14 protein-coding genes are annotated in these 13,616 nt (G+C 71.0%); 5 read left to right on the top strand and 9 right to left on the bottom strand.

All coding sequences use genetic code 11. From position 1 onward, the window contains the following. Positions 1–323: 323 nt before the first annotated feature. The 3 genes from ACFWN2_RS07130 to ACFWN2_RS07140 all read right to left on the bottom strand — a co-directional run bounded on the left by ACFWN2_RS07130 (position 324) and on the right by ACFWN2_RS07140 (position 2,641). Positions 324–1,361, bottom strand: a complete 1,038-nt coding sequence (locus ACFWN2_RS07130; RefSeq protein WP_382425446.1) for a hypothetical protein — start codon at positions 1,359–1,361, stop codon at positions 324–326. 125 nt (positions 1,362–1,486) lie between these two features. Further along, entirely contained in the window at positions 1,487–2,059 is a 573-nt protein-coding gene (locus tag ACFWN2_RS07135) for a response regulator transcription factor (RefSeq protein WP_382425447.1), read from the bottom strand. A 36-nt stretch (positions 2,060–2,095) separates the two neighbouring features. Next, entirely contained in the window at positions 2,096–2,641 is a 546-nt protein-coding gene (locus ACFWN2_RS07140; protein ID WP_382425449.1) for a hypothetical protein, read from the bottom strand. 300 nt (positions 2,642–2,941) lie between these two features. On the opposite strand from ACFWN2_RS07140, the gene ACFWN2_RS07145 reads away from it, so the two are divergent. Both ACFWN2_RS07145 and ACFWN2_RS07150 read left to right on the top strand, forming a co-directional pair. Then, complete coding sequence (locus ACFWN2_RS07145) at positions 2,942–3,727, top strand: glutamate ABC transporter substrate-binding protein (RefSeq protein ID WP_382425450.1); 786 nt, start codon at positions 2,942–2,944, stop codon at positions 3,725–3,727. 43 nt (positions 3,728–3,770) lie between these two features. Further along, positions 3,771–4,196, top strand: a complete 426-nt coding sequence (locus ACFWN2_RS07150; RefSeq protein WP_382425452.1) for a hypothetical protein — start codon at positions 3,771–3,773, stop codon at positions 4,194–4,196. A gap of 7 nt (positions 4,197–4,203) precedes the next feature. Here the strand turns inward: ACFWN2_RS07150 and ACFWN2_RS07155 are convergent, their stop codons facing one another. Further along, positions 4,204–4,980 carry a family 16 glycosylhydrolase gene (locus tag ACFWN2_RS07155; protein ID WP_382425454.1) on the bottom strand — a complete coding sequence of 259 codons (777 nt, stop codon included), beginning with the start codon at positions 4,978–4,980 and terminating at the stop codon, positions 4,204–4,206. Between the two features lie 200 nt (positions 4,981–5,180). Between ACFWN2_RS07155 and ACFWN2_RS07160 the strand changes: the two genes are divergently transcribed. The 3 genes from ACFWN2_RS07160 to ACFWN2_RS07170 are packed head-to-tail and all read left to right on the top strand — an operon-like array spanning position 5,181 to position 8,148. Continuing rightward, positions 5,181–7,115 (top strand): Hsp70 family protein, encoded by a 1,935-nt coding sequence (locus ACFWN2_RS07160; protein ID WP_382425456.1) that lies wholly within the window; start codon positions 5,181–5,183, stop codon positions 7,113–7,115. A 17-nt stretch (positions 7,116–7,132) separates the two neighbouring features. Next, positions 7,133–7,660: a hypothetical protein gene (locus ACFWN2_RS07165; RefSeq protein WP_382425457.1), complete on the top strand. Its 528-nt coding sequence runs from the start codon at positions 7,133–7,135 to the stop codon at positions 7,658–7,660. Continuing rightward, positions 7,657–8,148: a helix-turn-helix domain-containing protein gene (locus ACFWN2_RS07170; protein WP_382425458.1), complete on the top strand. Its 492-nt coding sequence runs from the start codon at positions 7,657–7,659 to the stop codon at positions 8,146–8,148. The genes ACFWN2_RS07165 and ACFWN2_RS07170 overlap by 4 nt, the downstream gene beginning before the upstream one ends. On the opposite strand, the gene ACFWN2_RS07175 is transcribed toward ACFWN2_RS07170, so the two are convergent. The 5 genes from ACFWN2_RS07175 to ACFWN2_RS07195 form a co-directional block, all read right to left on the bottom strand. Beyond that, entirely contained in the window at positions 8,145–9,179 is a 1,035-nt protein-coding gene (locus ACFWN2_RS07175; RefSeq protein WP_382425459.1) for an asparaginase, read from the bottom strand. The two genes, ACFWN2_RS07170 and ACFWN2_RS07175, sit on opposite strands and share 4 nt — an antisense overlap. Continuing rightward, the gene (locus ACFWN2_RS07180; RefSeq protein ID WP_382425460.1) at positions 9,172–10,407 is read right to left on the bottom strand and encodes an LLM class flavin-dependent oxidoreductase; all 1,236 of its coding nucleotides are present in this window, start codon (positions 10,405–10,407) and stop codon (positions 9,172–9,174) included. The genes ACFWN2_RS07175 and ACFWN2_RS07180 overlap by 8 nt, the downstream gene beginning before the upstream one ends. Continuing rightward, entirely contained in the window at positions 10,404–11,480 is a 1,077-nt protein-coding gene (locus ACFWN2_RS07185) for a methyltransferase (RefSeq protein ID WP_382425461.1), read from the bottom strand. Before ACFWN2_RS07185 ends, ACFWN2_RS07180 begins: the two co-directional genes overlap by 4 nt. A 42-nt stretch (positions 11,481–11,522) precedes the next feature. Beyond that, on the bottom strand, positions 11,523–12,263 hold the full coding sequence (locus ACFWN2_RS07190) for a tryptophan 2,3-dioxygenase family protein (RefSeq protein WP_382425462.1): 741 nt from the start codon (positions 12,261–12,263) through the stop codon (positions 11,523–11,525). An 87-nt stretch (positions 12,264–12,350) separates the two neighbouring features. Next, a complete protein-coding gene (locus ACFWN2_RS07195; protein WP_382425463.1) occupies positions 12,351–13,373 on the bottom strand; it encodes a methyltransferase in 1,023 nt (340 codons plus the stop codon). Positions 13,374–13,616 lie beyond the last annotated feature (243 nt).

Raw genomic sequence — 13,616 nt, forward strand, 5'->3', positions numbered from 1 at the left:
CCACGGCACAGCCCACGACCTCGCGCGCCAGCGGCGGGAGATCGACGGCGCGCGAGGTGGAAGCCCCGGTGCCCCGCGGATGGCGGCGGCACGGACGGAGCACCGGGGCGGTCTGGCGGGCGGTGTTCGCGAGGCGGGCGGAGTACGCAAGGCGGGCGATGTTCGCGAGCCGAGCGGAGTACGCAAGGCGGGCGGTGTTCGCGAGGCCGCCATGCGGGCGGTGAACCGACACTAATCCGGCGAACGCGCCGCGCAGCCCGATGTCCGCCCCGATGCGGCTGTTCGGGAAGGAACTCAGCCCGAACAGCCACCCCGCAACGCGTTCACGCCCCGGCGGTGGCGCCCAGGAGCTCACGTGGGCGTGCCAGTGCCGCCTCGGCCGCGACGTCGACCGACTCCTCCACCACCGTCCGGAAAGGACCGGGGGCCACGATCCCCGCGAGCAGGTCGAGCACCTGCAGGCGCAGGCGTCCGACGTCCTGGTTGTAGGAGCGGACCGCGGACCCGGAGTGTGCGAGGTCGCAGAGCGCCACCCGCGCGTTCGGCGCGGTGGCGGCCTCCTTGCGGAGCCTCGCGAGGCGGTCCTGGTTGGCCGGGTTCGCGGTGAACGCGTGCGCGAGCAACAAGGGCGGCGGAGGTGCGATCCCCGTTGCGGCCGACGATCCCGCAGCCGACCATCCCGCGACTGAGGATCCCGCGGCCGACCATCCCGCAGCCGCTGGACGGCAGGCACGGGTGGCGTCGTCGGCGTTGTCGGCGCTATCGGCGGCGATGCCCTGCAGCACACCGTGCATCAGGCCGAACTGCCGCCAGCGGTTGACGTCCTGTCCCGCCAGGGACGCGGCCATGGCGGTGTCCCTGGCACAGGCCGCGCCGAAGGTCGCCATGTGTTCACCCAGTACGCGCTCCCTGGTCATGACCGGCGGCTGTGGGGCGAAAGCGGCGAGCAGGCTGTCGACGGCCGAGGTCGTCGCCCTGGTGAGCGCCTCGCTCCAGGTCGCCCTGACGCGGCTCCTGCCCGGCAGGGACTCCAGGTACCGGTGCGGCAGGAGGGTCATCGTCGCCATGGCGCTTCGCACGGCGTGCGGCCCGCGCGCGTACCTCAGGCGTTCGAACCCCGACCACCAGAGGCTCGACACGACCGCGGCGGGCCGGGCGGGCGCTCCCGGCCGGCCCAGCGCTTCGAGCAGCACGACCGGCAGGAGCCTGGCGTGCCGGGTGTCCCGGTCGGCCAGGTCGCCGAGCGTGGTCAACGCGACGGTGGCGAGCGCCGGACTGGTGGCGCCGAGCTCCTCCGCGAAGGAGCTCACCTCCTCGCACAGCGCGTCGCCGTGTCTCACCAGCTTCGATCGAACGTCCATGGTGTCCCCGCAAACTCAAGGTTGCGTCCAAAGTAGGCAGACGAACCTCCCCCTCCACACGGGACGGACGCGTTCACTGTCCGGATTCCTGCCGCGGACCGCACGAACGCGCAACGCGGCGGTGCTCATCCGATGAGCCCGTTCCTGATCGCGGTGCTCACCAGGTGGGCGCGGTCCGCGGCTCCCAGTTCGGCGCGCAGGGAGGCGATCCGGCGCTTCACGGTGTGCGGCGACAGGGTGACCGAGCGGGCGATGGACCGCAGCGAGTGGCCGCCGGCGAGCATCCGCAGGACGTTCTGGTCGACGTCGCTGATCGGGCGCAACCCGGTGGGACGCGGGTCTTCCGCCTGTGGCTCTGCTCGTTTGACCAGGAGGCCGACGTTGCGGAACCGCGTCACCAGGTCCGCCGCGAGCGCGACGTCCTCGGGCGCCACCAGCAACATGAGCCGGGAGGACGGGGATCCGCCCACGTGCCGCACCAGCTCCGTCACGCCGACCTCGAACGGGTCGAGGTCGACCACCACGAGGCCGAACGTCCCGGCCTCCCAACGGGACACGGCCGCGCCGGCCGAGCTCTCCCGGCACACGGCACGCGCACCGGCCCGCACCAGGTCCGCCTCCAGACGTGCGCCCGTCAGCGTGTCGGGCGTGACCACCAGCGCGGAGAACCCGTCCTCCGCCGCGTCGATCGAAGACAAGCCTTCACTTCCCAGGAGTCGAGCCACGGGGACCGTTCAGGGACGAGGTCTGGACTCCAGCGGACCCACCGAGCCGACGCCACCTCCGGCCACCACGACACGGGCGAGCCCGGAGGCCATGTCGTTGAGCCAGGAGAACGTCCGCCACAGCACCACTTCCGAACGCGTGCGGCCCGACATCGCGAGCGCCCAGGTGCTGAGGTCGTCCAGCCCCCGCTGCCACGCCGCCACGTCGTCGGCGTGGGAGAGCTCCACGTGCCCGCGCGCGTTGCGGAGGGTCCTGAGCATGAGCGCCAGCGCGCACCACGTGCCGGTGAGGCTGTCGAGCTCGCAGGCCCTCAGCACCTCGTCCGGTTCGTCGAGTCCGAGCCCGTGTCCGAGTTGGACGATCGCACGCAGCCGGCTGTCCGTCGTGAACTCGTCGGGCGTGTCGGGCACGAACCCCGTCCTCACCGGGTAGGCGCTCAGCCGACGGTCGATCAGGCCGGACAACGCCGTCACGTAAGCGCGCAGCACCGCCACCTCCCCGGGATCGATCGTGCCGACGACGCCACCACGGTGAGTGGTCCAGCAGTTGCTCATCGTCGAAGTAAATCGGTACTTCTTCCGGGTGAACGGATTGACAAAAACTCCGTTGCACGAATGTACGGCCGATTCTGCACCGGACGGCCCGGCGGTTCACGCCGTTCCGCTTCCGGCACTGCCACAGACCGACGTTGCACGTAGGTGCAGAAATCGCCTCACCAAAGTTCCGAACCCCTTCAGGCGCAACGAATCCGTCTAATCTCGGCGCGATCACGAATGAGTTTCTTTTGCCCATCGGAGATGGATTTGTCAACGCCTCGAAGAGCCCTCACCGCGGCCTTGCTGGTGACGTGCGCCATGATCGGCGCCGGCGGCTGCGGTGGCCCACGGGCACTCTCCCCGGTCCTCTCGACCAGCGCGGAAGCCCACCTGACCATCGGTGTCACCTTCGACCAGCCGGGGCTCGGTCAGCGCCTGCCCGACGGCAGTGTCCGCGGTTTCGACGTGGACGTGGCGAAGTACGTCGCGCAGGAGCTGCGGGTACCCGCGGACGGCATCACTTGGAAGCAGGTCCTGCTCGCCGACCGGGAGAGCGCCATCACCCGGGGTGAGGTCCAGCTGGTCGTCGCGAGTTACTCGATCACCGAGGAACGGCAGCAGCACGTGTCGTTCGCGGGGCCCTACTACACCGCGGGCCAGGACCTGCTCGTGCGCGAGAGCGAGAAGACCATCAACGGCCCGAGCGATCTCGGCGACCGGCGGCTCTGCACCGTGCAGGGCACCACGTCGAGCGAACGGGTCCGGCAGCACCACGCGGCCACCGTCCGCCTCGTCGAGTACGCCAGGTTCGACATGTGCGTCAACGCCCTGCTGGCCATGCAGGTCGACGCCGTGACGACGGACGACCTGATCCTGGCCGGCTACGCCGCGAAGAACCCCGAGCTGCTGCGGCTGGTCGGGAGGAGGTTCAGCGAGGAGCGCTACGGGATCGGCCTGCGCAAGGGCGACGACGAAGGACGGCAGCGCGTTGACGAGGCGCTCGCGAAGATGATCGCCTCCGGTGCGTGGGCCGCCGCCCTGAAGAGGAACTTCCCGGACTCGGAGTTCCTGCCCGCCCCTGCGCCGCACGTCGGCGAGAACTGACGTGTCCTCGTCCCCACCACGTCCCAGCGCCAGGAGAAGTTCCTTGTCCGAGAAGACCTCGCGGTTCGCGCCCGGACGGAGGCGCCTTCCGCTGCTCGTCCTCTGCTCGTCGGCCCTGCTCCTCACGATCACGACGGGCATCGGCCACGTCGCCAGGACGCCGGCGTCGAGCACCGCGCCGAACGTGGTGCCGGCCTCCCGTTCGATAGCCGTGCCGAGCCTCGTGCCGCCGAGCACCGGCGAACCTGCTGTCGTGCCACCCTCGTCCGCACCCACGACGCAACCGCCCCAGGCGACTCAGCGAAGGCAGACCGCGGTCACCCGCACGCCCGAGCCCGTTCCCGGACCGGTGACGACCTCGGCTCCCGGCACCTCGGCGAGCCCCACCGCGACCTCGTCCAGCCGTTCGTCCGCCCCGAGCACGACCCCGTCGTCCTCCACCCCCGCCGCCAGCACGAGCGGGCGCTGAGAAGTCCCTACCCCGCTCGTTCGTAGACCCGGACGTGGTCGACGACCAGCCGGCTCGGGAACGGGGTCGTGCCGTCCGGCGGCCCTGGCCACCGCCCGCCGACGGCGAGGTTGAGCAGCAGGTGGTGCGGGCGGTCGAACACCCAGCGCGCGCCCGCCGGCAGGGTCGCCGGGGTGAAGGTGGCGGTGGCCCTGCCGTCGACCAGCCACGTCACCGACCCCGGCTCCCACTCGACGGCGTAGGTGCGGAAGTCCTGCGTCGCGCCGGGCGAACGGGTGCTGGCGGTCGGTCCCTGCGGGCCCGAGTAGCCCGGCCCGTGCAGCGTTCCGTGCACCACGTCGGGTTCCGAACCGAGGTGCTCCATCACGTCGATCTCGCCGGCGTACGGCCAGGCGTCGCCCTCTCCCAGCATCCAGAAGGCGGACCACAGCCCCCGCCCCTGCGGCACCCGCACCCGTGCCTCGAACCGTCCGTGCAGCCGGCTGAACTTCCCCGAGGTGTGCAGCCGCGCCGAGGAGTACGCGCAGGAGCCGTACCAGCAGGTCCCGCCGGTGGCCCGGTCGGCGGTGATCACGAGGTGTCCGTCGCCGTCCTGCTCGGCGTTGCGCGCGTCGTAGTCCTGCAACTCCTCGTTGCCCCAGCCGCCGCCCCCGGTCGCCGCCGTCCACCACCGCGGGTCCGGCGCCTCGCCGCGGTCGCCGTCGAACTCGTCGGCGAAGACGAGCTCCCAGCCGGGCAGCGAAGGAGCGCACGACCCGAGCAGCAGCAGGGCGCACAGTGCCAACGCCCCGCGGCACCTCACCGGTTCGACCAGACGATCACCGGAAAAGTGTTGCAGTCGAACACTTCCCGGACAGCCGAGCCGTACTAAGAGGCAGCTTCTCTGCCTCTACGTACCGGGCGATCAACATGAGCGTGCGCGCCCGGCCGCATCCCCAGTTCAATCGAACGCTGCCTCCCACGTCACACAACAGGAGTTCGTGGATGTCCTACGGTCTGGGTGTCGATCTCGGCACGACCTACACCGCGGCGGCGGTGTCGGACGCTTCCGGCACCCGCGCCGTCCCCCTGGGACGCGACGTCACCGTGCCCTCCGTCGTGTACCTCACGGACAACGGCGACCTGATCACCGGAGAGGCGGCGGACGGCGAGGCCAGGAAGCGGCCGCAGCGCTCGTCGGTCGGCCACAAGCGGCGCCTCGCGGACCCGGCACCGCTCAAGATCGGTGAGGCCGTGAGGTCGCCGGCGGCGTTGATGGCGGCGCAGCTGCGCGACGTGATCGCGTTCGTGACGGCGACGCAGAGATGCGCTCCCGAGTCCGTCGTGCTCACCTGCCCCGCGGTGTGGGGCCCGTACCGCCGCGAGCACTTCTCCGAGGTGCCGCGCCTGGCCGGGCTGAAGAACTGGCGCATCATCACCGAACCCGAGGCCGCGGCCATGCACCACTCCGTCGAACGCAGGCTCGGCGACGGTGAGCTCATCGGCGTGTACGACCTCGGCGGGGGCACGTTCGACGCGACCGTGCTCCGGGCGCGACCTCACGGCATGGAGATCCTCGGCACGCCGGAGGGCGTCGAGCAGCTGGGCGGAATCGACTTCGACCAGTCACTGCTGACCTTTGTGGACAGTCGCCTGGACGGGGAGATCGGGAGGCTGGACCCGGCCGATCCCGAGCAGGCCCGCGCGCTGCACGGCGTCCGCCAGGCCTGCAAGGAGGCCAAGGAGGCCCTGTCCACCGAACCGGACACCGTCCTGCACCTTGCGCTGCCCGACGGCCCGCGCAAGGTGAAGGTGAGCCGGTCCGAGTTCAACCAGGTCATCAAACCGCACCTGGACCTCACCACCGAGGCCCTCATCCGCTCCGTGAGCTCGGCGGGGCTGAAGCCCACCGACCTCGCCAGCGTGCTGCTCGTGGGCGGGTCGTCCCGGATCCCCCTCGTCACGCACACCGTGTCGACCGCGCTGGGCAAGCCGCTGCGGCGCGGGCTGCACCCCAAGCTCGGGGTGGCGCTCGGCGCGGCCACCGTGGCGCGACACGAGATCACCAAGCCCCGTCACACCGCTCCCACGCCACAACGCATCCCTCTCCCTCCAGCGCCACCTCCACGGGTGGGGCCGCCGAGCGTGACGGGACCGTTCACGCCTCACCGCCCCTCGCTGCCGGCCGGGCCACCGGAGCCCACGACACCGATGGCGCGGTTCGGACGGCGCAGGCTCGTGTTCGCCGCCGCGGCTGCCGCCGCACTTCTGTGTGCCGGCACGATCTCCGCGGTCGTGCTGACCGGGGACGGCCCGGACACGAGCACGGCACCCGTGGGCAGGACCTCACCCGACTCCCCCGCGCCGAGCTCGCAGCCGCCCGACTTCGTCCGCGACGGCAAGGACGTCTCGCCGTTCCGCAGTCTGATCGGCTCGGACGCGAACTGGACGGGCACGCCGCTGTCCGCGGACGGCAGCGTGACCCAGCCCGCCATCTCCGTGAGCCCCGCCGACGTCAACTCGACGCGGGACGGCAGGAAGGTCACCTGGACGGGCAACGGAGCCGGGCAGTTCTACCTGCAGAACTCCCAGGGAAAGCTCGACGCGCGCCCGTTCCTGAAGTCGGGCACGCTGACCTTCGACGTGGTGCTCCTCAGGGCCCCGACGGCCCAGGTCTCCCTCGCCATGCACTGCCACTACCCCTGCCAGGCACCGCTGAACGCCACCGGCCTGTTCCAGCAGCTGCCTCCCGGGCAGAAGACCACGGTCAGGATCCCGCTGGAGTGCTTCGCCTCCGGCGGGCTGGACCCCTCGAACGTCGACGTGCCGTTCCTGGTGCACACGACAGCGCCGTTCGAGGCGACGTTCGCCCAGCTGCGCTGGGAGTCCGCGGGCACTGACGCGGGCGGGCCCGTCACGCCGTGCGCGAGCCTGAGCTGACCGAGGCGGGGAAACGCGTGGAAGAGTTCTCAGGCAGGTCCGATCTCGCCCAGGTCGCACGCGTCCGAGCGCTGCGCAGGCAGCTCATGGCGAAGGCCGGCACCTGTTCACCCGACTACCTGGTGATGCTGCGCGACCGGCTCCACCGGCAGGACGGCACCGGCGTCGCGGACCACCTCCACCACCACGACTGCCAGACCGAGAGGGCGACCGCCCTCCCCAACGCGCACGTCGCCGCCTCGACCCGGTACGTGCTGCTGGACGACGAGGCGACGCAGGAGGTCAAGGCGACACCGGGAGCGACGAGCCTGCACGCGGCATGGCGCAAACAGGGCGACGACGCGGCCCGCAAGACCTACCTCGTCGGGTTCGACTGCCACACCACGGATCGAGCAGTGCTCGCGTCGACCCTCCGGCTCCACAGCACCCTGCACACCTCCGGTGTGAGCCGCGTCGTCGTGGAGTCCTTCAGCGCGTTCGACGAGCTGCCGGACTTCTACGCGTCCCTGCAGGAGAACGGCGAACTGCTCTGGCGACACCGGTGACCGGCCGGGTCACCGACGGGGCCGTGTTCGACGCGGTCCTGGACCTGCTCGCGGAACGCGGGTACGACCGGACCACGACCCGTGCGATCGGCGAGGCGGCCGGGGTGAACGAGTCCACCCTGTTCCGCAGGTTCACCTCCAAGGCGAACCTCGTCGAGCAGGCCGTGCGCAGTCGCCCCACCCCCGCGCCGGACCGCCTCCTGCCCACCGGTGACGTGGCCGCCGACCTGCTCCTCGTCCTGCGTCACTGCCGGAGTCGGCACGAGCCGGGATCGTCCACAATGGACCTCGATGTGCTGCGGCAGGCCGACGAGGTGATCCGGCACCACCAAAGGCGAGGAGCGCTCGTCGCCGAGTCACCGGGAGACGCGCTGTTCGCACTGGCGGGTCCGGTGATCATGCGCGCGTTCGCGGAGCCGGTCACCGATCTCGAAGCCTGGGTCCACCGGTTCCTCCACGGGCATCGTGTGGCGCCCGACATCCCCTAACCGACCCCGCCTGACCGCACTGGCTGCAGCATCGCGCCGGCCGGCACGGTGCGGAGTTCGCCTGCCTGCTCAACGGCTCCGCGCAGTGGTGCGGTCAAGCGGACTCCGTCGGGCCGGTCGCCCAGCGCGCCGTCGAGCAGGACGGCGAGGTGCTCGCTCGCCACTCCGCACAGCAGGAGTCCGGCGGCGATCAGCTGGGTCTGAGGGCGTGCCGCACCGTCGCCCACCTTGACCGCGACCGCACAGCCGTTCGCGAGCGCGGCGACCTGGACGCCCTCGGCGCCGTCCTTGGTCACGACGCCGGGCACGGCGCGGAGCAGTGCCGTGACGCCGCGTCCCGTGCCTCCCACCATCTCGGGGTGGGCACGCATGGCGGCCGCCACCGCCGCCGCGGCGGTCCCCTCCCGGCCGGCGGCGATCACGCCGATGGCGCGTGCCAGACCGCGCAGGGTGAGCGCGAAGGCCGGCGCACCACAGCCGTCGACGGCGACGTGCGCGGGCGTCTCGCCCGACAGTTCCGCGACGGTGGCGGCGATCGCCTGCTGCACCGGGTGTTCCGCGCGTTCGTAGTCCACAGTGGACCAGCCGCGAAGACGGGCCGTGGCCACCATGGCGGCGTGTTTGCCCGAACAGTTGTGCGCGAGCTTCTCGCGCCCGCGTCCCGCCGCGAGGTGGGCACGCCTGACCTCGGGATCCATCGGAAGCTCCGGCGGGTTGCGCAGGTCTTCCGGGCTCAGGTCGTGCAGCGAGAGGAGCTCGCGGGCACCCTCGACGTGCCGTTCCTCGCCGGAGTGGCTGCCCGCGGCGAGCGCCAGCAGGTCCGCCGGCAGGGTGAGCCCGAGTCGCACCATCGCGATGGCCTGCACCGGTTTCAGCGTCGATCGCGGGTGGTGCACGGCGTCCGGCTCTCCCGCGGCGAACAGCACTTCGCCCGCCGGATCGAGAACGATCATCGACCCGTGGTGCACGCTCTCCACCAGCCCTGCCCGCAGGACGTGGGCGAGCGGTTCGTGCCGTGGCGCGTCAGGCATGCGCGGGCACACCGGCGTCTTCGAGCAGGGGCACCACGTGACGCCGGAAGTCGCGCATCCCGGTGAGCACCTGGTCTCCGTCCTGCGCGAAGAAGTCGAACCAGAGCATCAGCCGGTCGTCGGGGTGGAAGCGGTGGACGATCTGGTCCGCGACGTCCTCCGGCGCACCCACCAGTGCGTTGTCCACGGCGTCGGCGACCCTGCGGTCGTCGAGCGTGCCTTCCATCGCCCGCCAGTACGCCGTGAGCGCTTCGCGAGCGTGGTTCTGGGCGCGGTCACGGCGCGTGGCACGAGAGGCGCCCGCGCTCGCGTCGAGGAACACGAAGGTCGTGCGCGGCATGTAACTCCGCTGCCACTTCCCGCCGTCCGGGTGGTAGTCGCCGGTCAGGCGGGTGTGGGTCTCCTCGATCACCGCGGGGGCGGTGATGCTGAGGTTGAAGGCGCGGACCGGGAAGAACTCGTTGAGGTGGGTCTGCAGGCCGGCGTCGTGCGTGCCCGCGTACAGGCGCAGCAGGCCGGTGCGGCGGTCCGGCACGATCCTGGTCGCCTCGAAGTCCCAGCGCCTCGGCACCCGCACCCGTTCCCGCCCTGCCGCACCGGCGAGCGAGGCGACCCGCGCGAACGCGTCGGCGTCCGGGAAGTCCTCTCGTTCGAGCCAGCGCTCCGCCACGTCCTGGGCGGCCAGCGTCTCACCGCGCAGCAGGCGCACGAACACCTCGCCGGCCTCCCACGACAGCGCCCGCTTGACCTGGGGCCACGCCAACGCCTCCCACTCGCCGCGTGGTGCGACACCGGTGGTGCGGGCGATGAAGTCGAACCGCCCGCCCGCGAAGCCGATCCGCAGGCGACGCCGCTCGGCGGGGTCGAGTCCGTGCCAGGCCACCGCGGTGGCCACGCGCTCCGCCGCCACCACGGGTCCGCCGCCCGCGACGATGTTGAGGATCGCGGATCCCACGTCGATCCGGCTGGTGCGTGCGAACACCTGTGGCGCCAGCTGGCACACGTCCGTGTTGACGCCCACCTCGCCCGTCCAATGTGGAATCACCGGGCGCCGGTGGCGCTTCTGCACCTCGCTGCTGAAGTGGCTCTCCGCGACCCACACGCACTCGTAGCCCAGTTCGTCGGCGAGCACGGCCTGGTCGAGGAACTCGCGCAGGACCGTCGCGTGCGGCGGCAACCCGTCCGGGCGCGGTGTCTGCGCCAGGCTGCAGAAGAGGTCGAACCTCATGGCCGTGCCCCTGCCCGTGCCACGACCACACCGTTGGCCCCCGCACCGCGGAACCGGACGACCTCGGCGTCCTCGAAACCCGCGTCCCAGAGCCAGGTGCGGTAGTCGAGCTCAGAGTGGTTGCGACCGCCCTGGGACTCCACGACCATGTTCATCCCCATCAGCGCCGCGAGTGGTGGCCCGCCGCGGTCCTCGTCGAGCAGCAACTCGCTGATCAGGATCGTGCCGCCGGGCTCGATCGCCTGGCGGCACTTGCGCAGCAGGTCGCGGCACGCCGCCTCGTCGAAGCAGTGCAGCACCATGCTCAACAGCATCACGTCGTGGCCGGCGGGCAACGCGGCCCCCGGCGCGCGGAAGTCTCCTGCCACGGCGTCCACGCGATGCTCCAGGGACGCCTCGGCAATGCGGCCGGCGGTCTGCTCGCACACGTGCGGCAGTTCGTACACCGTGGCCATGAGTTCGGGATTGCGGCGGCACAGCTCCAGGCTGTAGGCGCCGGAACCACCACCGACGTCCAGGAGCCGCCGGTGGCCGCCGAGGTCGACCGCGTCGGCCAGTGCCTCGGCCGTCGAGCTGGACAGCGAGTGCATGGCGTTCCAGAAGAGGGCGGTCATCACCTCGTCCTCGACCGCGTACCCGGTCTCCTGCTCGTCGGGGTTCCAGGTCTGCGGGCGGTCCGTGCGCAGCGCCTCGCCGAGGCTGAGCCACGCCGGGTACTCGCGGCGGTCGGCGTAGAGGACGAAGTCCCCGAAGTACCGGCGCCTGCCGGGCACCAGCAGGTCCTCCGCGAGGTCGTCGTTCGTGTAGCCGTCCCGCTCGCGGCGCAGCAGCCCCAACGAGGCGCACGCGGCCAGCAGCATGTCCGCGGGACGGTCCGGAATGCCCAGCTCGGCCGCGACCTCGGCACGGTTCAGGCACCGTCCGTCGCGCAGCAACGCGAACAGTCCCAGGTCGACGGCGGCGGCGAGCGTCTTGAAACTCCAGAAACCCGCCGTGATCAGCATCAGCTCCTCGGATGCCGCGTGCCGCGCCTGGTCGTTCGTCTCCCGTCGCCGGGGAGTGGAGGTCGTCATGATCGGATCCTGTTCGCCGTGTTCGGAGTCATCCGCGCGACATCACGCACCTTCGGCGCGGACGGTGGAGGCGTTCTGGTCGTGCACCGAGGAACGCGCCCGCCACAACGTCCCGAACGGTGCCGCGGTGCGCCTTTCCAGGTAGGCGGCACCACTGCTGCCGGCCGTCCCTCCCGCGTCGCCCAGCATCCACGCGGCCAGCCGCAGGTGCTGGTTCTGCCACTGCCAGACGGACTCGGAGAGCGTCAGCATCGCGTCGGCGACGCGCCTGACGACGTGGTCGGGGCTCAGACCGGTGAAGACGTCACCGATCTGACAACCGGTGTCGGCGAGCAGTGCCTCGAACGCCTCGAAGAGAAGGCCGTTGCGCTCGCCCGAAAGTCCGAGAACCAGTCTCAGCTCGCGGAACTGAGCCGACTGAGCGCCACTCGCGTTGCCGAGCAACGGCCGGAAGGAGGCGAAGGAGTCGACGCGCATCGAGTAGAGCCCGGACGTCAGGCCGGTGACGAGCCCGACCACCTCGCCGCTGCGACGCAGGTTGCCGACACACATCTCCAGGTCCCGGCCCGAGTCCGGAGAGGACATGACGCGAGCGGCCTGCCGCAGGTCGATCAGGACCTGCCGGAGCATCAGCTCACAGCTCTGGTGGACGACGATGAACAGGTGCTCGTCACCGTGCGTCCAGGCGTCCTCGGCCGGGTACCTCGGATGTTGCAGGTCGAGGAGAGGCGCCAGGCGCAGGTACTCCGCGTAGTCGCTCCCTCCGTTGCGGGGCACGGACATCAGGGACAACACCCCCAGCGGTCGCACGCCCGTGGCGCGGTCCCGTGGAACAGCGGTCGCTCGCGAGCGCTCATGTGGACGAGGTGGTCAGACCGCGACGGCTTCGACCACGGCGAGCACGCCCTGCGCGGGCACCACGCGTTCGAGCCGGAAGCCGGACTTCTCGAACAGCACGCCGAACTCGTCCGCGGTGCGCTCGCGACCCGACTGCATCATCAGCATCATCACGTCCATCATCTGCACGTCGTCGGCATCCCTCTCGGGCAGCACCACCGACTCGAAGACGGCGAGTCGAGCACCGGTCTCCATCGCCGCTCGCACGGTGCGGAGGATGCGCACGCAGTCCTCGTCGTTCCAGTCGTGGAGGACGTAGCAGAGGACGTAGACGTCGCCGCCGGACGGAACCGACTCGAAGAAGTCGCCGGCCACCTCGGACCACCGGTCGGCACCGACTCCTTCCGGCACCGCACCGGGGACCACGTGGTCGCGGTCGAACAGAACGCCCCTCAGGCCGGGCGACGTGAGCAGGATGTCGCGCAGGAACCCGCCCGTGGCACCGCCAACGTCCACGACCACACCGGTTTCCGGGAACCGGTAGCTCTCCAGCGCCAGCCTGCGGGCCGCCGCCGAGAGGCTCGCCATGCCGCGGTGGAAGAGATCCGCCTCCGCGCGGTCGCCCTCGATGAACTGGAAGTACGACCTGTCGAACAGCGTCTCCGCGGCCGAACGCCCGCTGCGCACGCACTCGACCAGGTCGAACGCGCTGTGCCACGCGTGGTTCATGGTGACCATCCGGATGCCCCACGCCGCGGACGAACGGGAGTCGGTCCGCAGCGCCTGCCCGAGCGGGGCCAGCGCGAACCGTCCTTCAGCGTCCTCGTGGAAGATCCCTCGTTTCACGAGCAGTCGCAGCACGCGACGCAAGAACTCCACGTCCGCACCGGTCTCCTCGGCGAGCTGCTCCACCGGACGGGCATCGTCACCGAGGCGGTCGGCGATCCCCAGCACCGCGACCGACCGCAACGCGGCGGCACGCAGGTAGCCCAGCGCCTCGCTGAACAGGTAGACGGCCGAGGTCTCCGGTGTGACCGTGTCGAGAGGACTGTTCATCCGAAGCACCGCTTTCCTTAGCGCCGGCAGGTTTTCCCGACCCTATGCAGCTCCGAAATGCTCGACGAAGGCGAACGTCCCGCCGTACCTCGCTCCTTGCATGAAAGCTCCACTCGACCAGGACCGAGCCGCGAGGGACGCCACCGATCCACATCGGACTGGCCAGGTTGCCCAGGCGTACGAACATGCTGCCCCTCCGGCGCTTCCGCCTTCGTTTCGCCTGCACCGCGCTTTAGTGTCGCT

The sequence above is a fragment of the Lentzea sp. NPDC058436 genome, from assembly GCF_042721515.1.
Taxonomy (GTDB): domain Bacteria; phylum Actinomycetota; class Actinomycetes; order Mycobacteriales; family Pseudonocardiaceae; genus Lentzea.

Bases quoted from the DNA above. Each gene is read 5' to 3' on its own strand.
- ACFWN2_RS07130 (WP_382425446.1), bottom strand. From the start codon at position 1,361: ATGGACGTTCGATCGAAGCTGGTGAGACACGGCGACGCGCTGTGCGAG.
- ACFWN2_RS07140 (WP_382425449.1), bottom strand. From the start codon at position 2,641: ATGAGCAACTGCTGGACCACTCACCGTGGTGGCGTCGTCGGCACGATC.
- ACFWN2_RS07145 (WP_382425450.1), top strand. From the start codon at position 2,942: ATGATCGGCGCCGGCGGCTGCGGTGGCCCACGGGCACTCTCCCCGGTC.
- ACFWN2_RS07160 (WP_382425456.1), top strand. From the start codon at position 5,181: ATGTCCTACGGTCTGGGTGTCGATCTCGGCACGACCTACACCGCGGCG.
- ACFWN2_RS07175 (WP_382425459.1), bottom strand. From the start codon at position 9,179: ATGCCTGACGCGCCACGGCACGAACCGCTCGCCCACGTCCTGCGGGCA.
- ACFWN2_RS07180 (WP_382425460.1), bottom strand. From the start codon at position 10,407: ATGAGGTTCGACCTCTTCTGCAGCCTGGCGCAGACACCGCGCCCGGAC.
- ACFWN2_RS07185 (WP_382425461.1), bottom strand. From the start codon at position 11,480: ATGACGACCTCCACTCCCCGGCGACGGGAGACGAACGACCAGGCGCGG.
- ACFWN2_RS07190 (WP_382425462.1), bottom strand. From the start codon at position 12,263: ATGTCCGTGCCCCGCAACGGAGGGAGCGACTACGCGGAGTACCTGCGC.
- ACFWN2_RS07195 (WP_382425463.1), bottom strand. From the start codon at position 13,373: ATGAACAGTCCTCTCGACACGGTCACACCGGAGACCTCGGCCGTCTAC.